Source organism: Gelidibacter sp. (assembly GCF_035515035.1).
Classification (GTDB): domain Bacteria; phylum Bacteroidota; class Bacteroidia; order Flavobacteriales; family Flavobacteriaceae; genus Gelidibacter.
Window position 1 is genome coordinate 147160 of sequence record NZ_DATJCA010000106.1, and the last position, 19858, is coordinate 167017.

Sequence of the window (19858 nt, forward strand, 5' to 3'; positions counted from 1 at the left end):
AGTCTTTTTATTATATAGTAATTCAGAATTAAAAACCTACTTGCAGGTTATGTCTGTATTATATTATGTCTGTTTTATGAGACATAATTTTCATTCACCAAATCAATCACACTTTCTACCGTTGGTATTTTGGCAACCCGCACATCCGTAAAATATTTTTTGGCTTCAGTAGCGGTAGTATCTCCTATACAATAAGCAACTTTCCCTTCGGCATCGTTATTAATCATATAGCTTTCTACGGTTGAAGGGCTGTAAAACATAATCCCTTCAATATTCGGATCTATTTTTTCTGAATCTAAAATGGTTTTGTATGCCTCCACCTCATTCACCTTAATATTGTTGTTTTCAAGGGTTTGAGACAATTCATCCAATCTTATATCACTACAAAAATGGGTCACTTCAGTTCCATCAATAAATTCTATCAAATAGGCAGCAAGATCTTTCGCATAATTTTCAGAATGCTTGACTTTGCCAATTCTATTTTCTATCAATCTTTTGGTGCGTCGGCCCACACAATAGATATTCTTAAATTGTAGCTCTTCTTTAGGAACACTGGCAGTAATGGCTTCTACAGCGTTTTGGCTGGTGATGATAACGTTTTCAATGGGCGACTTCAATATCGGTTTTGCAATCCTGTTCAAACTTATTTTTAAGAAGTCGGTACTTTCTACGGCGACATTTTTAAAACGCTGACGCTGTACTTCGGATAGTTTTCTGGTAGAGAAAACCTGAATGGCTCTCTCCGTATCACTAAGTTCATTCATCACTCTACTTCCGCCACGCTCCAAGACGTAATCTGCAGAAAATTGTGCAATATTATGGTGATTGCCTAGTTTTTCGGTACGTGTAACTTCAATCTTTTTGGTGCCATCCACACTCAATAGCACACCTTGAAAGTTGACTTCTTCGTTTTTAATGAATGCCAAAGCTCCAATTGGTGCCGAGCAGCCACCTTCTAAAAGATTCAAGAACTTACGCTCGATGGTGGTACAGATTTCGGTTTCTTCGTGATTGATTTCTTTGCAAATGGCAAGCACTTCCTCATCTTCTTCGCGTGCGGTAATCATGATGGCGCCTTGTCCAGGAGCCGGAACCATCCAGTCTAAATTGATGGCATCCTCTGGACGAACCCCAATTCTTCCAATCCCGGCAGCAGCAAATATGGCGGCATTCCAATCTTCATTTTCTTGTAATTTTTGGAGTCTGGTATTGACATTGCCTCTTAACCCAACTATAGTATGGGTGGGATAACGATTGAGCCATTGGGCTTTGCGTCTTAAGCTTCCGGTGGCAATGACCGCATCTCTTTGTGATAAAAACTCTTCGTTGTTTTTAAAGACCAAAGTATCCCTCACGTTGCCACGTTTTAATACTGCGGCCTGAACAATGCCTTGAGGTAAAAGTGTCGGTACATCTTTAAGCGAATGGACCGCAATATCAATCTCATTGTTGAGCATTGCGGCATCTAAAATTCGGGTAAAAACGCCCACAATCCCCATTTCATAAATGGGTTTGTCAAGCACCAAATCGCCTGTTGATTTCACAGGGACTAATTGGGTAAGATGACCTAAAGTCTCTAGTTGATTTTGAACAGCTTTGGCTTGCCATAACGCTAATTCGCTATCACGGGTACCAATTCTTATTATTTTAGACATGTTTTGTGGATTCTAACTGGAACACTCTTCTGATGAGTTCAATACTGTCATCAGTAGACGTGTCATCTGTTTTAAGATGGTACGCAAAGTGATTCGTAATTTTTTGAATGATATTATTGCTGATCAACTCGGCTTGGGCTTCATTGAAATCGGCGTATTTTTTACGTTGGGTTTCCAATTCGGCATTTTTTAAATCGAGCAATTTGTGCTTCAATGCGTTGATGGTTGGTGCAAATTTACGAGTTTCAAGCCAACTGTTAAAATCCTGCTTAACCTCGTCTAATATTTTTTCAGCTAAAGGAATAAAAGCTTTTCTGCGTTCTAAGGTATCGTCCGTCATTTGCGATAAATCATCAAGATGGATCAAGGATACATTAGATAATTCAGTAACATCAGGGTTGACATTTTTAGGAATCGAAAGATCTAAAATCAACAATGGCTTTTTAGATTGAATCTGGCTTTTATCAACCGTGGGATTGAGAGCACCGGTTGCAACAATTAATATATCAGAGGCGTTGATTTCCTCTTGGAGATTAGCGTAATCTTTTACTAACAGATTGAATTTACCGGCGACTTCTTGAGCCTTGGTTTTTGTTCTGTTGATTAAGGTGATATGTTCGTTTTTGGTGTGTTTCACCAGATTTTCACAGGTATTTCTTCCGATTTTGCCGGTTCCAAAAAGTAAAATGTTTTTATCCGAAACATTTTCGATCGTTTTCAAAATATATTGAACGGAGGCGAACGATACAGAAGTTGCTCCGGAAGAAATCTCCGTTTCGTTCTTAATGCGTTTGCTGGCTTGAATGACCGCATTCAGCAAACGTTCAGTAAAAGCGTTGAGCAATCCCAATTTCTTGGATGTTCTTGCACTAGTTTTGAGCTGACTGATGATTTCGAAATCGCCTAAAATTTGACTGTCAAGTCCAGAACCTACACGAAACATGTGTGAAATGGCTTCTTGGTTCTTGTGGATGTAGGCGACGTGCTGGAATTCTTCAATAGTGCCTTTGGAGTTCTCACAAAGTAATTTGATGAGTTGATAAGGATGTTCCGCAAAACCATAAAGCTCAGTCCTATTGCAAGTTGAATTGACGATCAAACTCTCAATGCCTATTTCTTTTGCCTGATGGAGTAGGTTTTGTTTAGAAGTGTCGTCCAAACTAAAACGACCTCTAATATCCGCATCTGCTTTTTTATAGCTTAATCCAATGGCATAAAAATAAGTAGTTTTCAACATAAATAGTGCTCAATACTGGTTTTGGATATTCGATAGCGAAGATTCAAGACAAAAGTAGAAATGTCAATTGAATAAAAACAACGCTCAAAGGACTATAAATGTCGCTCGGTGTTTTTTGGTCTTTTATTTTATAGAAGTGGCATAAATAACATACTTTTGCAGCAGTACCGATGCCTATAGATGGTTTTGTTTAGAATGAATCTAAATAAGAAACAATGGATATTAAAACAATGGAATTAAAAAATGTCGTTAAAGGTTCTTTAGAAGAGACTGAGATTGATGATGGTTTTTTGGTGTTGACCTATCAAAACGAGAGTAATGCCGTGGATATTATTACCCGAGAGATCGATAGTAGTTTTATTCAATTTCATTTTTGTTTAAAGGGCCTTAGTAAATTCATTTTCAATGAAGGGCGCTATGCTTTGGATATCATGGAGGAAAATTCACTCCTTTTGTATAACCCACAACGTGATTTGCCCATGCATATGGAAATGCAACCCAATTCGTGGTTGGTCTCAATTGTGATCTCCATAAAAAAATTCCATGGGCTGTTCTCCCAAGAAGCTGGCTACATCACTTTTTTGAGCAATGATAACAAGGATAAAAAGTATTATAAGGATGGAAAAATTTCTCCTTCCATGGCCATTGGTTTGACACAACTGATTCATTATAATTTGAATTCGTCCATCAAAAATCTTTATTTTAAGGGGAAGGCCTATGAGCTCTTAAGTTTATATTTCAATAGAAGTGAGGATGCCAATATAGAACAATGTCCCTTTTTGGTGGATGATACCAATGTGATCAAAATCAGAAAAGCCAAAGATATTGTCATTTCCAGAATGGCCGAACCGCCAACCTTGCAGGAGCTTTCTGAGGAGATAGGTTTGAACATAAAGAAACTAAAAGAAGGTTTTAAGCAGATTTATGGGGATACGGTATATAGTTTTTTATTCGATTATAAGATGGAAGTCGCCAGAAAGCTTTTGGAATCTTCTGACTATAATGTGAATGAGGTAGGCTTGAAAGTTGGTTATAGTACATCAAGCCACTTTATAGTGGCATTTAAAAAGAAATATGGCACGACCCCCAAAAAATATTTAATGTCATTATCTTCGTAAATTAATATTTAAAGGATGCTCATTCCAGAGACTTTCGAGACTTGAAGATCTGTGGAAGTTGGATTATAATTAAGAAATGGATGCCTGCTTTCGAAGGAATAGGATATAATTAAAAAAAATAGATTCCTGCCTTCGCAGGAATGAAAAAAGTTTTCAATGAAAAAAGGAGTTTTACTTGTCAATTTAGGTTCGCCGGATAGCCCAACACCAGAAGATGTTAAGCCTTATTTAAGTGAGTTTTTAATGGATGAACGCGTCATTGACGTTCCGCTTTGGTTAAGAACCTTCATTGTAAAAGGGATTATTTTAAATACACGACCAAAAGCATCCGCGGAAGCGTACCAAAAAATATGGTGGGAGGAAGGTTCGCCGCTAATCGTGATTTCTGAGCGACTTCAGAAAAAAATACAAAAAAACACCGATCTTCCTGTGTCTTTGGCCATGCGCTATGGGAGTTTAACCATTAAAAAAGGGCTTCAAGAGTTGGTTGACAAAGGGGTTGAAGAGGTCTTTTTGATGCCGCTTTATCCACAATTTGCCATGGCAACTACCGAAACTATTTTGGTGTTGGCAGAAGAAATACGTAAAGAACATTTTCCAAATCTCAAGATCTCTGATCTGAAAGCGTTTTATAATCGCGAAGATTATATAGATGTCCTTTCCAATTCTATTGGAAGACATTTAAAAAACAATCCATATGATCATTTGTTGTTTTCTTATCATGGGGTTCCAGAACGTCATATTCGTAAACGTGACATCACAAAATCACATTGTAAAATCGACAAGAGCTGTTGCATAACACCATCTCCGGCGCACGAATTTTGCTACCGTCACCAATGTTTGGAAGTCACACGCTTAGTGGCTGAAAAACTCAATTTAAAAGAAGGCACCTATTCGTCGTCGTTTCAGTCAAGATTAGGATTTGATCCTTGGTTGCAGCCCCCAACAGATTTGACCATAGAACGTATGGGCAAAAAAGGGGTGCAGAACTTGGCGGTTGTCACCCCGGCATTTGTGAGTGATTGTTTGGAAACCTTAGAAGAAATTGCCATGGAAGGCCAAGAAATTTTTCATGAAGTGGGTGGTAAGGAATTTACAACCGTACCCTGTTTAAATGATGATGATGAATTTGTAACGATACTTTCCAATTGGATCAATGATTGGGCAACTATACAAGCTGTACCCGTATAATGGCTAAAGACTCCTCTCAAGATTTAGGCACACAACCCATCAGCAAGCTTTTAATAAAGCAAGCTGTTCCTGCATCAATCGGGATTTTGGTAATGTCGCTGAATATCTTGGTGGATACTATTTTTGTTGGGAATTGGATTGGGTCTACGGCCATTGCCGCTATTAATGTGGTCTTACCAGTGTCGTTTTTTATTGCGGCTTTGGGAATGGCTATCGGGATTGGAGGTTCTTCTATAATTTCTAGGGCCTTGGGCGGTAACAACTATGAAAAAGCGCTGAAAACTTTTGGCAACCAAATCACCTTGACTTTGGTGTTGACACTTTCCTTGGTCACTGTGGGATTACTTTTTGCCGATGGCATCATCGAATCCTTTGGTGGCAAAGGCGGTATTTTTGAACCCGCCAAAATCTATTATGAAATTGTTCTTTATGGAGTGCCGCTTTTAGCACTTTGTATGATGGCAAACACGGTCATTAGAGCGGAGGGAAAGCCAAAATTTGCCATGTACGCTATGATGATTCCTTCGGTCAGTAATTTGATCATGGATTATATTTTTATCTATGTATTGGATTTCGGAATGGCAGGAGCTGCATGGGCTACTACGCTTTCTTATGCGATTTGTTTGGCATTTATCCTTTGGTTTTTTATCTCCAACAAATCAGAATTAAAAATTGACTTTGCGCATTTGGGATTGAATTTTCCAATCGTCAAAGAAATCACTTCTTTGGGTTTCGTCACGCTGTCACGTCAAGCGGTGGTAAGCGTCACCTATTTGTTCATGAATAATATCCTTTTTGATTTAGGTGGGGAAACTTCTGTGACCTCCTATGCGATTGCGGGAAGAATGTTAATGTTTGCCATGTTTCCTGTTCTTGGGGTTACTCAAGGATTTTTGCCGATTGCCGGTTTCAATTACGGGGCGGAAAACTACCATCGCGTAAAGGAAACGCTAAATACGGCCATTAAATACGCCGCAATTCTGGCAACTTTGGTGTTTATTGTATTGATGATATTTCCGGAAAGTATCACAAGGATGTTCACCACAGATGCTGCTGTGGTTAGTCAAGCTCCAAACGATATGCGTTGGGTATTTGCTGCAACGCCCATTATTGCATGGCAGTTAATTGGTGCTGCCTATTTTCAGGCCATTGGGAAAGCCGTACCCGCCTTATTATTGACATTATCCAGACAAGGTTTTTTCTTCATTCCGCTCATCTTGATTTTGCCGAAGTTTTACGGCGAACTTGGGGTTTGGATTTCTTTTCCAATTTCAGACGTGTTGGCCACTATCGTGACCGCCTATTTCTTGAATCGAGAAATCAAGAAGAATCTGATTCCCAAAGATGTTTAATTTATTTTTGAACGATGGACTATTACAATTATATAAAAGCGCTACATCTTATTTTTGTCATCACCTGGTTTGCGGGACTATTCTACATTCCAAGATTGTTTGTCTATCAAATTGAAGCCTTTCATAAACCCTCGCCTGAAAAGGAAATTTTAGGTAAACAGCTCAAATTGATGGCCAAGCGTTTGTGGAACATTATTACCTGGCCTTCGGCAATTTTAGCCACTGTTTTTGCAATTTGGTTACTTATTTTGATACCGTCGTGGTTACATCAAGGTTGGATGCATGTAAAATTGGCGTTCGTGTTCCTACTTATCTTTTATCATTTAAAAACCCATCAGTTTTACAAACAATTGCAACGCGATGAAGTCAAAAAAACCTCTAATTTCATGAGACTGTGGAATGAAGGGGCCACGTTTATCTTGTTTTCTGTGGTGTTTTTAGTGATCCTGAAAAATTCATTCAACTGGATTTTTGGGGTGGTGGGCATTGTGGTATTAGGCGTGCTATTAATGCTGGGATTTAAATTATATAAAAACATCAGAAATCGAAATCCTGATGCCTAGAATTTTAAATTCCAAGTTCCAAATTCCAGACGACGTTAATCTTAATTCAATAATAAATATTATCAAAATCACGCGCCGTTCATCTGCACCGATTCATACTGGCAGATAAAGTTAGGAGTGATCAATAATCATCAATCACCAATCCCGTGGAATTTGAGGATACCATTTTTTGAAATTTAAGATGCAACCGTCATTTGGACTGATTATTGCTATCTTTATCGAGCTACAATTATTTAAATGAGAACCAGAAGACTTTCCTTACGTGTACGCATCTTTTTTGCAATGATTTTGTTGGTGCTTATCGCTTCCATTCTAATTGCAGCAGTCACGATTTATCAATATAATGAGGAAGCTCAGGATTATCACCGGAATCGTTTAGAACGCAAGGAAGATAATATCCGGCGACATATTGACTTTGTAATCCGTGAAACATCATGGGAGCCCAAAACTGAAAAGATCCCTTTAATTTTTAGGGAAGAAATCTATAAGATTGCAGATATCCACCAATTGCAAGTCAATCTTTTTGATCTTGAGGGCGGTCTTTTAAAATCGTCAAAGTCTAGTATTGAAGGCGATACGCTTTCAAGTTGTTTGGATGCTGATGTTTTAAATGCGCTTTCCAATACAGCCACACACAGGTATGTTGAGAAAATTGTGCAGCATGATCAAACGTTTCAATCGTCTTTTACCTATATCACAGATAAAAAATTCAAACCGATTGCAATTTTAAACCTCCATTATATTCAAAACGATGATATTTTGAATAAGGAATTAAATGAGTTTTTAGAACGCTTGGGCTATGCCTATTTTCTGATGCTGATCTTAGCTATTCTACTGGCCTATTTCCTATCCAAATACATTACAAAATCGCTTAAAACAATTAGTGATAAAATAAATACAACCCGATTGGGAAAACAAAATCAGCGCATTGAGATTGAATCGTCCAGTGAGGAGATTGCTACTTTGGTGAATTCTTACAACAGCATGATTGACCAATTGCAGGAAAGTGCAGTTAAACTGGCCACTTCAGAACGTGAGCAGGCGTGGCGCGAAATGGCAAAACAGGTAGCCCACGAAATTAAAAATCCGCTCACCCCGATGCGACTGAGTGTTCAAAGTTTTCAGCGAAAATTTAATCCTGAAGATCCTGAAATTCACCAGAAAGTTGATGAGTATAGCAAAACCCTCATACAGCAAATTGATACGATGAGTTCCATTGCATCTGCCTTTTCAAATTTTGCCAAAATGCCTGCCCAAAAAAATGAAACACTTAATGTGGTTAAAATTGTAAAATTGGCCTTGGATATTTTCAGTGAAGATTATATTGCTTTTGTGGCCGATGAAAAGGAAATTATTTGCCAGTTGGACCGTACACAATTGATACGTGTGATAACCAATTTGGTTAAGAACGCTACCCAAGCTGTTGCCGAAAGCAAAAATCCAAAAGTTGTGGTCAGTGTGATGTCTGAGAATGACATGGTGAAAATTTCTGTTTCTGATAATGGAAAGGGGATCACCGATGAAAATATCGCTAGAATATTTGAACCTAAGTTTACTACAAAATCCAGCGGCATGGGTCTTGGATTGGCGATGGTTAAAAACATCGTAGAAACTTATAAGGGAACTATTTCCTTTACTTCCCAAAATGGGAAAGGAACAACGTTTACGGTGACTTTTCCTAAAGAAATTCTTCCTACTAAAACCAGAATCTCTTAAAATATTGCTTAATTTTCAGTTTTTATCACTTCAAATTGCAGTGTGAAAAGTTAATTATATTTAATAAATAAATGATTTGCGTTGTCCAATCACAGGCAGGCGCGGAATAAAAAAAATAATTATATGTCTTACGAAAACATCTTATCAGAAAGAAACGACGGGATTACAATCATTACCATCAACCGTCCCAATAAATTAAATGCTTTAAACAAAGCGACGATTAACGAGCTCAATCAAGCTTTTAAAGTGGCTGACAAGGATAAACATACCAAGGTGATCATTATTACCGGAAGTGGTGAGAAAGCTTTTGTTGCCGGTGCTGATATCAGTGAGTTTGCCCATTTTGATGTTGAAGATGGTGCAAAATTAGCGGCTAAAGGTCAAGAGTTGTTGTTTGATTATATTGAAAATCTTTCCACACCAGTTATTGCTGCGGTCAACGGATTTGCTCTTGGTGGTGGACTCGAACTGGCCATGGCCTGTCATTTTAGGATTGCGAGCGACAATGCCAAAATGGGCTTACCAGAAACCTCATTGGGCGTAATTCCTGGGTATGGTGGGACACAACGTTTGCCACAGTTGGTTGGAAAGGGTCGTGCCATGGAAATGGTGATGACCGCTGGCATGATTGATGCGGAAACTGCGAAAGTCTACGGATTGGTTAATCACGTGACCACACAAGATGAGCTGATACCATTATGTGAAAAGATTGCGGGGAAAATCATGCGGAATTCCACCGTGGCCATTAAAGGTGCTATAAAAGCCATTAATGCCAATTATAAAGACGGCGTGGACGGCTATAAAGTAGAAATCAAACAATTTGGAAAATGCTTTGGCACTGACGATTTTACCGAAGGCACGACAGCGTTTTTAGAAAAGCGGAAGGCGGAGTTTCCGGGGTCATAATTCCTGCGGAGGCAGGAATCTCATGGAACACGGACCCGCCTGAAGGCAGGGCAGGTGACACAGATTGAGCAGATTTTAACTGATTTGCTTTGTACTGGTTAAATAAATAACGGTCAATAACTATCTGTGCCAATCATAAAAAATCAGCGTTATCTGCGTTCTAGTGATCACTCAGATTTTCACCGATCCAAATAATGATTTTACATATCCGTTTTTAGTCATAAGAATTAAAAAATGAAAATACAATGCCGATTTTTTGTTTGCCCCGCCCTAAAGGGAGCAAAAATTCTCAAATGATTCTATAAAAAAATGCGAACCAATTATAGTTCGCATTTTTTATTTCAAATTTCTGTCTTGCTTCTATTTGCTAAAAGCAAAATAGGTCAATTTTTTAATTAAGATTTCCCGCCAACAATCGTCAATTCATCAACAATATGCTTAGCGCCTGAATATTTGTCGATCAGCCAAAGGACATATCTGATGTCCACATTAATGGTTCTTTGTAAATCCGCATCGAAAATAACATCACCAGCCATCGCTTCAATGTTTCCGTCAAAAGCCAATCCAATTAATTCGCCTTTCCCATTGATCACTGGAGATCCTGAGTTGCCTCCGGTTATATCATTATCTGATAAAAAGTTTACTGACAGTTCACCTTTTTCGTTGGCATAACGTCCGTAATCTTTTTTCTCATAAGCATCCAACATGTCTTGTGGCAAGTCAAATTCATCATCATTCGGAACGTATTTCGCAACCATCCCTTTTAAGGTCGTGTAGTTATTAACCTCTGCATCATTCTGTTCGCCGTCTTTTCTAGGTAAAGCTCTCACTTTTCCATAGCTCAATCGCAAGGTGGAGTTAGCATCAGGATATTTAATATTGCTCAATCCAGATTCGCGTAAACCAGCCACTAATTTTCTAAAGGCAGCTTGATAATCGTTTTCTGGTTGTATCAAGTTTTCAGGTTGTTCTCTGTATTTTGTCAATAACTGTCTAGACAATTTGTATAATTGGTCACTTTCTAATTTTGAAACATCAGGGTTTTGTAAAAATGCCATGACGTTTTCTTTTGAAGTGAAAATGCTGGAATCAAAAGCAGAATCTACAAAAGCTGTAAAGTCGTTGTTGTTTTTATCACCCACTTCTTTTACCAATTCAGGAAGAGGATAATTGGCTTTAGAAGCATACAAATTCAATTGTTTGGCAAGAATTTCTTTTTCTAAAGGCAAGTGGTAATCTTTATAAGAGCTTTCTATAAACGATTCTAACCTTGGAAGCATATTCTCACGAGCGGCCTCATTTGCAGCAGCATATTGTTCCAAAGCACCTCCCATTCTGTATGGTAAGGCGGCAAATTTACTGCCACGTAAAATACCGGTTAGGTAGTTGTCATGTTTCGCCTTATCATTGGTCAACTTGTAATAAGCATTGATATCAGAAATCACATTGCCATATTTAGCTTTGTTTTTCTTGGTATTGGCCCATTTATTAAAAGCGTCCTCAACTTTAGTTTTCGTTGCTACTGTTTTATGATCGGTTAAAGCATCAATCATACCACCACGATTTTTCCAATAGTTGGCAATACTGGCATATGAAGACGCGTACATCAAATTGATGGCCTCGTCATTATCCATGTATTTTTTCATGACGTCCATGCTCACCTTTGAACCTTCAACCCAAGCAGGATAAGCATATTTTACGTTTTGCTCAACCCCTTGTGCAGGCATCCAACGATTGGTTCTTCCTGGATATCCTAAGATCATTGCGAAATCATTTTCTTTAACCCCATCAATACTTACAGGAAGATGGTATTTTGATTTTAAAGGCACGTTAGCCGTAGAGTATTCTGCTGGATTTCCATCTTGGTCAGCATACACTCTGAATAAGGAAAAATCGCCAGTATGTCTTGGCCATTCCCAGTTGTCCGTATCACCACCATATTTACCAACACTTTCTGGAGGTGTACCAACTAAGCGAACATCTTTGAAGTCTTCATAAACAAAATAGTAAAATTCGTTCCCTTGATAGAAAGATCGAACAGAAACGGTATATTTTCCACCGTCGTTATTTTCTTTTTCAATTTTAGCAATCTCTTTATTGATAACAGCTTCACGTTCTTTTTCAGACATGGTATCATTCACTTGCGATAAGATACGAGTGGAAACATCATCCATTCTCACAAAGAATCTGACGTATAAATTTTCTGGTTTTAATTCTGCATCTAGTGATTTTGCCCAATAGCCATCTTTAAGATGGTTTCTATCGGCCGAAGATAATTCCGCAATGGCATCATAGCCACAGTGGTGGTTGGTCAATACTAAACCGCTATCTGAAACAATACTGGCAGTACATCCACCATTAAATTGTACAATGGCGTCTTTTAAACTTCTATTGTTAATACTGTATATTTCTTCAGCAGTTAATTGAAGCCCCATTTTTTGCATGTCTCTTTGGTTAAGACGTTCAATATGCATTAAAAACCACATGCCTTCATCTGCTTTAAGGACAGATGAAAAGGTCATCATAAAAATGGTGAGGGAAAGCAATATTTTCTTCATGTTTTTAAATTATTTGTGAGTTCCAAAATTATCGATTTTTTATATGTTTTAAGGTCTTTAGTAGTGTTAAAACCTTGTTATTTTTTAACTGTTTTACGAAAGTTTAAAAAGTATATGTGTTTCGGAATGAGGGGGTAAACTAAATTTCTACATTCTGTAGCCATCAAATAGATGGATTTGAAAGTAACTTTAAACGCTCGTTATAACGACGGGAATTATCAATAAAATTATAATTATGGACCCAAATCCTACTTTAAAAGGTCGTGGAGCACAAATTAACGTGCCCAATCGCTTCTTCGAATTAAGTCACGAAGTTCGGGATGATTTTCTCGAATTCTGTGCCAAGGAAGGCGAAGAGGCCGATAAAAATAAAACGCTCTTTCTGGAGGTTTTTCCAAAAACGATTGTCAACAAAGTGGCAAGCCCAGATGTGGGTATGGGATATTCCATGAATATGTATCAAGGTTGTGAACATGGATGCATCTACTGTTATGCAAGAAATACCCACGAGTTTTGGGGTTATAGCGCAGGTTTGGATTTTGAACGTCGGATTTTGGTAAAAAAAGACGCACCAGCTTTGTTGGAAAATTTCATCAAAAGAAAAAGTTGGGAAGCGCATCCTATTGTGATGTCTGGAAATACAGATTGCTACCAACCCGCTGAGAAGCGATTTGAAATTACCCGAAGGTGTTTGGAAGTTTTTCTAAAATATAAACATCCGGTGGGCATTATTACTAAAAACGCCTTGATCCTTCGTGATCTAGATTTATTAAAAGAACTGGGACAGGACAATTTAATAGCGGTCAATATATCCATAACCTCGCTTTCTGAGGATACCAGGAGTGTGTTAGAACCCAGAACGGCAACCATAAAAAAGCGATTGGAAACGGTAAAAATATTATCAGATCATGGCATTCCCGTCAACGTCATGATGGCACCCATTATTCCTTCCATAAACAGTCATGAGGTCTTGGCACTGGCAAAAAAAGTGTCAGAAATGGGTGCTTTGAATATGGGGCATACCATCGTAAGATTGAACGGCGCGATAGCTGAAATTTTCACCGATTGGATTAAAAAAACGATGCCTGATCGTGCAGATAAAGTATTGCATCAAATTGAGAGTTGTCACGGTGGGAGTTTGAATGACTCGCGCATTGGAATACGCATGCACGGTGAAGGTGAGATTGCCAAACAAATCAACGATATGGTGAAACTCGCAAAGCTTAAATATTTTAAGAACAAATCGATGCCAACACTCAATTCGTCGCTTCACGAACAGTTCAAGGATGGGCAGCTAAAGTTATTTTAATCCTTATAATTTGACATCTTATTTTATGTCCGCTTTTAATGAGTAAACAACTTTTATTTTTTGTGTTTTTAATTGGTGTTTTTTCAATAAATGCTCAAGAATTAGACACTTTAGTCACCTTATTCCTGAAAAAGACTTTGAGTTAAAGGACAAAGTAAAATCTGCATTTGAAGCCTCCGAGCAGGTTGTTTTGGAAGTAGATATGTCAGCTCCAGAATTTATGAAAGATATGATGGTGCTTTCTTATTTAGAGAAAGGAACAGAGCTGAAGTCTTACATGGACGAGAGTGAGTATGAATTATTGGATAACTTTTTAAAGGAAAAAACGGGATCCGGCATGCAAATGTATAATACCGTGAAACCGTTTATGTTAATGTCTGTTATTTTAATGGCGTCGGTTGATGGTCCTTTAGCCAGTTTTGAGATGAACTTGATGCAAAAGGCAAAAGAAGCCAAAAAAGAAATTGAGGGCTTAGAAACTTTCGCATCTCAAGTGGCAGTTTTTGATGCCGCACCTTATGAAAAACAGATAGATGATCTTGTCGAAATGATTAGCAAGCCCGAAGAAAATGCTTAGATTTTTAACAAGATGGCACAACTCTACGTTTCCGAAGATATTGAGGCAATATATGGGTATATGGATGAATATATGAAAGGTGATATTGTAATGATGGAGAAATTTTTAGATGAAAGAAATAATAATTGGATTCCAGAAATTGCTAAATTCTCTAAAGAAGCTTCTACATTTTATGGTGTTGGTGCAGCCCATCTTGGAGGAGATCAGGGTGTTGTCAACCTATTGAGAAAAGCGGGTTATACCTCTCCAGACCTAACAGTCCCGATAGCTATCGCGACTGTTAGGTCTTTTTATTTTTCGCCGTCCCATTCCGCATAGAACTGCTTAAGGAAGTACTCCATGAACTGGTGCCGCTTTAAAGCGATTTTACGTCCTGTCTCCGTGTTCATCTTGTCTTTTAACAACAATAACTTTTCATAAAAATGATTGATGGTTGGGGCATTTGAAGCTTTGTACTCCTTTTTGGACATGTCCAAATTTGGTGGTATTGAGGGGTCGTAAAGAACTCTATTTTTAAAGCCACCATAATTGAACGTCCGTGCAATGCCGATAGCGCCTAGGGCATCCAATCGGTCGGCATCTTGCACGACATCAAGTTCCGGAGATTTAAATTTTTGAACTTCATTGCCACCACCAAAAGAGATGTTCTCAATGATCTTGATGACGTGATCAATAACTACAGCATCCACATCGTTGGCCGTTAAAAACTGACGGGCGATCTTCGGTCCTACAGTTTCATCGCCATTATGAAATTTACTGTCGGCAATATCATGAAGCAGCGCACCAAGCTGTACTACGAAAACATCAACTACTTCATGTTTCGCAATTAATAATGAGTTTTTGTAAACCCGTTCAATATGAAACCAGTCGTGGCCGCCTTCAGCATTTTTTAATTGTTCTTTGACGAAAGCGATAGTTTGTGAGATTTGATTTTTTTTGATGTTCATGTAATAGAACGCTGATAACGCGGATTTTTTATGATTTTCATTGATGAAAGTTTTAATATAATAATACAATTATAGATTTTATCGTCTAAAATCGGTGTAAATCTGTTTTATCTGTGTCACCCGTGTTCTAATTTTAGAATCTAAAGTCTTTATTGATTAGAATAAATCTCTCTTTTTATTTGAGGCTTTTTCCCGAAGTTGAGTAGGAGACCTACTTCAATATCGGTTGCTTTGAGATAGTTTATGAGTTGAAATTAATGTTCTTCACAATTGATTCAGCTGCTTTTATTTCTATAATCACACATTCTGATAGGATGAGGTCGGCGTAGTATTCGCCAACTTTCTGTTCCTTGTAATAAACACTAATGGGTTTTTATCGTTCTAGAAACAGGCCTATATTATTCAATTCTCTGAACATGGATTTATCATGGACTTTTTCAATAAAACCATAACCTAGCTGGTTATAAGCATTGTAGAGGCACTTAACAATATGTTCTGTAATTTCTGAATGTTTATAATTTTCCTAATAGGATAGTTTTACCTAAAAGAAAGTCTTAAAATTATTGATTTCCAAAAAAAAACGCAACGCAGTTGACGCTGTTTTTTATGACTAAAATGATTGCCGTCAGAAGTGCGATGAATTGTTATCTACAGACTATAGTTTTGAGTTTTTGAGAATTATGAACAGTGAAAATCTGATTTATCGGCGAGTTCAGCGCTGCATCTATTTCAAGCTCGCAGGTTCCACCCATTTAAATTGATAAGAATTTTCAGGAATTCTCATACGGCCTGCCAAACGTTTCATTCGGTCTGGAAGTTTCATGAGGTAATCTCTTGCCTTTTCGGCGTCGTCAGAAAGATTTTTAATATTGCCAATTTCCCAACGGTCGATCAGTTTTTCCAAAATATCCACATAATCAGCAGAGGTGTAAACCCCAATACGTTGTGCGGTATTTGAAAACTCTTCAAAGGCGGTGCCAATCTCATTGCCAGATTCTCTCAAGAAATGTGCGGGCATGGTGATTTTTTGCTTCATCATGGTTTGAAATGCGATCATCATTTGGTTCGGGTCTACCGCGAAAATGCGTTCTACAAATTCAGAGTAAGCATGGTGATGGCGCATTTCATCGCCTGCAATGATATTACACATTCTGGCCAGTGACCTATTTCCTTTTTCTCTGGCAATTTTTCCCACACGATTATGGGAAACATAAGTGGCCAATTCTTGGAAACTAGTATAAATAAAGTTTTTATAAGGATCTCTATCAGTGCCAATATCAAATCCGTCAGCAATTAAATGTTGTGTCGTTTTTTCAATTTCTCTCATATTGACGCGGCCGGACAAGTACAAATACTTATTGAGCACGTCACCATGTCGGTTTTCTTCAGCGGTCCAATGACGCACCCATTTACCCCACGAATTTCGACCTACCTGATCTACACCTTCTACATCCATCAACCAAGATTCATAAGTTGGTAAGGCTTCTTCCGTTATCATATCACCTACTAAAACCACCCAAAAATCATAGGGTAAGTCTTTAGATAATTCACGAATTTCCCTAACATCGTCATAAAAGCTGTCGCTTTCTGAATCTGGTAAAAAATCAGTGGGCTGCCAAATTTTATCTATGGGAATTAAATATTTTTCTATAAGTGATTCGACGTCTTTTTCCAAGTGTTGCATCACTTCTAATCTCACATTTTTTAAAGACATAATCTTGTAATTTTAGGGATGAATATTAGAAGAAATCGTCTCTTCAACAGATCGGATTAATTCTTGTTTATCTACAAAGGTAGCAATTTTGATAGGTTGATGTACGGTGAATTTCAAATGATTTCCAATACCCATCGGAAATTTCCCGTAGCGCAACATCTTCCAAGAGTTGTTGATACTAATAGGAACTATGGTCGCTGAGGGCACTTTTTTGATCATCATTTCCAATCCTTTTGTTTGAAAAGGTTTTGGCACACCTGTTTTGCTTCTCGTGCCTTCTGGGAAAATAACCGCTGCGCGTTTGTTGTTTTCAATATATTCGCCAAACTTTATTATGGCGGGTATGGCTTGCCTCGGATTTTTACGATCAATCAATACAGAGCCTCCATGACGTAAATTGTAAGAAACACTTGGGATGCCTTTGCCCAGTTCTTTTTTTGAAATAAATTTAGGATGGTGTTTGCGCATATACCACATAATTGGAGAGATGTCGTACATACTTTGATGGTTGGCCACTATAATAAGTGGTTGGTCCGTGTCAATATCAAAAGGATTGGTGAAGGTGAATCGGGTCCCTAAAACATTTAGGCAGCGCATCAAAAAAAACTGAAGCCAATCCACACTGATTTTATGAGCTTGATAGCCAAACACATTAAAACAGATCCATTGAATGGGATGGAATACTACCAAAGTGATTCCAAAACAAATGAAATATAAAACAGTTAATGGGTAGGCTAATATTTTTCTCATGTTGCAAAATTAACAAAAACTCATTCTAAAAACCTATTATAAATGGCAATGCATTTATTGTTTTTACATTCCAAACGTTGCGGGGGATTAACCATCATACAATCTGAAACTCGCTCACAGGCCACATTTAACTCTTGTTCCATTTTATTATAAGCGTTTACCAGGCTGTGGAGTTCCAAAGTATCAATGGACGTTGAATAGACCAAATAATTCCAAGGTCCACCGCAGGGTTTACTCCCAAAAGCCATGTAACGACATTCAAAATTCTCCTTACACACTGAAGTATTTGCAAGGTTTTCAATTTTTACTCTCAAACCGTCTAATTGTGAAACATAGTCTTCACAGGAACTATTCTCCGGGTCATCACATTTATTAGCGGTCAGTAAGAGAAATAGTACAGATAATTTTAAAACGAAAGCTGATTTTTTCATAGGAAAGTACTTTTAAAAAAGATGCATTTTGTTTGAAATGGTTGCTTGTCAACAAAAAAACCACGATAAGTTTACCGTGGTTTTTAAAATTTAATTCTGAAACCTCAAGCACCGTGCTTCAAGCTTCTAGCTTTTTAACAGTACTGATTATAAGCATCCACAAGGTTTTCTGCAATCAATTCTGCAGGTCTTCCCTCAATATGATGACGCTCTAACATGTGCACCAATTCGCCATCTTTAAACAAAGCCATACTTGGTGAGCTTGGAGGAAATGGAACCATATGCTGTCTTGCTTGAGCAACAGCTTCTTTGTCAACGCCTGCAAATACAGTAACTGTATGGTCAGGATGTTTTTCGTTTTGTAAACTCATTCGCGCTCCCGGACGTGCATTTGCCGCAGCACAACCGCAAACTGAATTAATGACTAATAAGGTTGTGCCTTCTTTTGCTAAAGCCGTATCGACGTCTTGAGCGGTATGTAATTCTTCAAATCCAACCTTGGTCAAGTCTTCTCGCATTGGTTTTACTAATTCTGCTGGATACATATATTATGATATTTAAAAGATTAATAATTCATCCCGAAGTTCGGGACTGCAAAGATATGAAAAAATCGCCTTATTATATTTGTCCTTGGTTGGTAGTTTGAATGATAGTATTTCTGTTGTCAATGGAAATTTAAGTAATTATTTAGAACTTCAAATGACTAACTATAGTATATTTGAACTACTAAAATTAAAACAGATAGATGAGTTTTTCAAAATGGATAGGCGCAGGATTAGGATGGTCTTTTGGTGGACCAATTGGTGCTATTATTGGGTTGGTATTGGGAAGTATTATAGATTCAGTCTCTGAAAGTGGCACCCCACTTTTGGGCGATTGGCAAACCAAGCAGAAAAATCAGCCAACTTACAGAAGACAGGCACAACCGCAAACCCAGCCCGGCGACTTTGAAGTGAGCCTTTTAATCTTGGCGTCTGTGGTGATTAAGGCCGACGGCCATCAAGACCAGCGCGAACTGGATTTTGTCCGACAGCAATTTGTAAATATGTACGGGCAGGAACGCGCCAATAAAGCATTTAAATTGTTTAAGGGTATTAATCAGCAACAAATTCCAGTGCGTCAGGTATGTATGCAAATCCAACAGATGATGGATCATGCCTCGCGCTTGCAATTGTTGCATTTCCTATTCGGGATCGCTAGAGCCGATGGCATGGTGACGGATTCGGAAGTCAATCAAATTCATACTATTTCGGGGTATTTGGGCATCAGCTCTCGAGATTATGAAAGCATTAAGGCCATGTTTTATGACAGCAGTGACAATGCTTATAAGATACTTGAAATCACAAAAGAAGCTACTAATGACGAAATTAAGACGGCTTATAGAAAAATGGCTAAAAAATATCATCCGGATCGGGTGATCCACTTGGGCGAAGCACATCAAAAAGGTGCTGTGGAAAAATTCCGACAAGTTCAGGAAGCTTATGAGAAATTACAAAAGGAACGTAGGTTTTAAATCTTATTCTAAAAAATCAATAGATTTGAAATCGACTCTGGATGGCAAAGATCTCAGTTTTCTTCCCGTTAAAAATCGCTTGGTCTTGTTCCGCATATATTTATTCTTTCGTAACTCTTCAAACCCCTATAAATTCATTAATTTAGTTTTTTATAAATAGACATTTTATTGATGTTAATTCAAAAAATGTATTAAATCTTATACTATGCAATTGATATTAAGACCCTATGTTTTGAAACTAAGGCACACGTTTACCATTTCAAGAGAGTCTCGCGACGAGCAACCTTCATTGATTGTTGAATTAAAAGAAGATGGTAAATC

General features: G+C 37.9%; 17 protein-coding genes and 2 pseudogenes. 9 read left to right on the forward strand and 10 right to left on the reverse strand.

The features are described 5' to 3' along the window. Positions 1-74: 74 nt before the first annotated feature. A complete protein-coding gene (hemC, locus tag VLZ86_RS08910; protein ID WP_325450465.1) occupies positions 75-1655 on the reverse strand; it encodes a hydroxymethylbilane synthase in 1581 nt (526 codons plus the stop codon). After that, entirely contained in the window at positions 1648-2892 is a 1245-nt protein-coding gene (hemA, locus tag VLZ86_RS08915; protein WP_325450467.1) for a glutamyl-tRNA reductase, read from the reverse strand. Before hemA ends, hemC begins: the two co-directional genes overlap by 8 nt. A 215-nt stretch (positions 2893-3107) precedes the next feature. Between hemA and VLZ86_RS08920 the strand changes: the two genes are divergently transcribed. The 6 genes from VLZ86_RS08920 to VLZ86_RS08945 all read left to right on the forward strand — a co-directional run bounded on the left by VLZ86_RS08920 (position 3108) and on the right by VLZ86_RS08945 (position 9738). Next, complete coding sequence (locus VLZ86_RS08920; RefSeq protein ID WP_325450469.1) at positions 3108-4010, forward strand: AraC family transcriptional regulator; 903 nt, start codon at positions 3108-3110, stop codon at positions 4008-4010. A gap of 156 nt (positions 4011-4166) precedes the next feature. Next, a complete protein-coding gene (gene hemH / locus VLZ86_RS08925; protein WP_325450471.1) occupies positions 4167-5201 on the forward strand; it encodes a ferrochelatase in 1035 nt (344 codons plus the stop codon). Beyond that, complete coding sequence (locus VLZ86_RS08930; protein WP_325450473.1) at positions 5201-6553, forward strand: MATE family efflux transporter; 1353 nt, start codon at positions 5201-5203, stop codon at positions 6551-6553. Before hemH ends, VLZ86_RS08930 begins: the two co-directional genes overlap by 1 nt. A gap of 14 nt (positions 6554-6567) precedes the next feature. Continuing rightward, positions 6568-7116, forward strand: coding sequence for a CopD family protein (locus VLZ86_RS08935; protein ID WP_325450475.1), 549 nt, complete (start codon positions 6568-6570; stop codon positions 7114-7116). Between the two features lie 237 nt (positions 7117-7353). After that, the gene (locus tag VLZ86_RS08940) at positions 7354-8832 is read left to right on the forward strand and encodes a sensor histidine kinase (RefSeq protein ID WP_325450477.1); all 1479 of its coding nucleotides are present in this window, start codon (positions 7354-7356) and stop codon (positions 8830-8832) included. Between the two features lie 123 nt (positions 8833-8955). Further along, positions 8956-9738 carry an enoyl-CoA hydratase/isomerase family protein gene (locus VLZ86_RS08945; protein ID WP_325450479.1) on the forward strand — a complete coding sequence of 261 codons (783 nt, stop codon included), beginning with the start codon at positions 8956-8958 and terminating at the stop codon, positions 9736-9738. Positions 9739-10133: 395 nt separating this feature from the next. Here the strand turns inward: VLZ86_RS08945 and VLZ86_RS08950 are convergent, their stop codons facing one another. Next, positions 10134-12296, reverse strand: a complete 2163-nt coding sequence (locus VLZ86_RS08950; RefSeq protein ID WP_325450481.1) for a S46 family peptidase — start codon at positions 12294-12296, stop codon at positions 10134-10136. Positions 12297-12531: 235 nt separating this feature from the next. Between VLZ86_RS08950 and VLZ86_RS08955 the strand changes: the two genes are divergently transcribed. Together VLZ86_RS08955 and VLZ86_RS08960 are read left to right on the forward strand one after the other, a co-directional pair. After that, positions 12532-13605: a PA0069 family radical SAM protein gene (locus tag VLZ86_RS08955; protein ID WP_325450483.1), complete on the forward strand. Its 1074-nt coding sequence runs from the start codon at positions 12532-12534 to the stop codon at positions 13603-13605. Positions 13606-13726: 121 nt separating this feature from the next. Further along, positions 13727-14500 (forward strand): annotated as a pseudogene (locus VLZ86_RS08960) (TraB/GumN family protein). Here the strand turns inward: VLZ86_RS08960 and VLZ86_RS08965 are convergent. The 7 genes and pseudogenes from VLZ86_RS08965 to VLZ86_RS08995 all read right to left on the reverse strand — a co-directional run bounded on the left by VLZ86_RS08965 (position 14473) and on the right by VLZ86_RS08995 (position 18569). Continuing rightward, positions 14473-15129 carry an HD domain-containing protein gene (locus tag VLZ86_RS08965; protein ID WP_325450485.1) on the reverse strand — a complete coding sequence of 219 codons (657 nt, stop codon included), beginning with the start codon at positions 15127-15129 and terminating at the stop codon, positions 14473-14475. The pseudogene VLZ86_RS08960 and the gene VLZ86_RS08965 sit on opposite strands and share 28 nt — an antisense overlap. Before the next feature lie 149 nt (positions 15130-15278). Then, complete coding sequence (locus tag VLZ86_RS16310; protein ID WP_325450501.1) at positions 15279-15374, reverse strand: GxxExxY protein; 96 nt, start codon at positions 15372-15374, stop codon at positions 15279-15281. Beyond that, positions 15371-15631: pseudogene (locus VLZ86_RS08975) on the reverse strand (GxxExxY protein). The gene VLZ86_RS16310 and the pseudogene VLZ86_RS08975 overlap by 4 nt, the downstream one beginning before the upstream one ends. A 222-nt stretch (positions 15632-15853) precedes the next feature. Then, entirely contained in the window at positions 15854-16843 is a 990-nt protein-coding gene (locus VLZ86_RS08980; protein WP_325450487.1) for an acyl-ACP desaturase, read from the reverse strand. 12 nt (positions 16844-16855) lie between these two features. Beyond that, positions 16856-17593, reverse strand: a complete 738-nt coding sequence (locus tag VLZ86_RS08985) for a lysophospholipid acyltransferase family protein (RefSeq protein WP_325450489.1) — start codon at positions 17591-17593, stop codon at positions 16856-16858. Between the two features lie 20 nt (positions 17594-17613). After that, on the reverse strand, positions 17614-18024 hold the full coding sequence (locus VLZ86_RS08990) for a hypothetical protein (protein WP_325450491.1): 411 nt from the start codon (positions 18022-18024) through the stop codon (positions 17614-17616). 134 nt (positions 18025-18158) lie between these two features. Further along, entirely contained in the window at positions 18159-18569 is a 411-nt protein-coding gene (locus VLZ86_RS08995) for a BrxA/BrxB family bacilliredoxin (RefSeq protein ID WP_325450493.1), read from the reverse strand. 200 nt (positions 18570-18769) lie between these two features. Between VLZ86_RS08995 and VLZ86_RS09000 the strand changes: the two genes are divergently transcribed. Continuing rightward, the gene (locus VLZ86_RS09000; RefSeq protein ID WP_325450495.1) at positions 18770-19537 is read left to right on the forward strand and encodes a TerB family tellurite resistance protein; all 768 of its coding nucleotides are present in this window, start codon (positions 18770-18772) and stop codon (positions 19535-19537) included. Positions 19538-19858 lie beyond the last annotated feature (321 nt).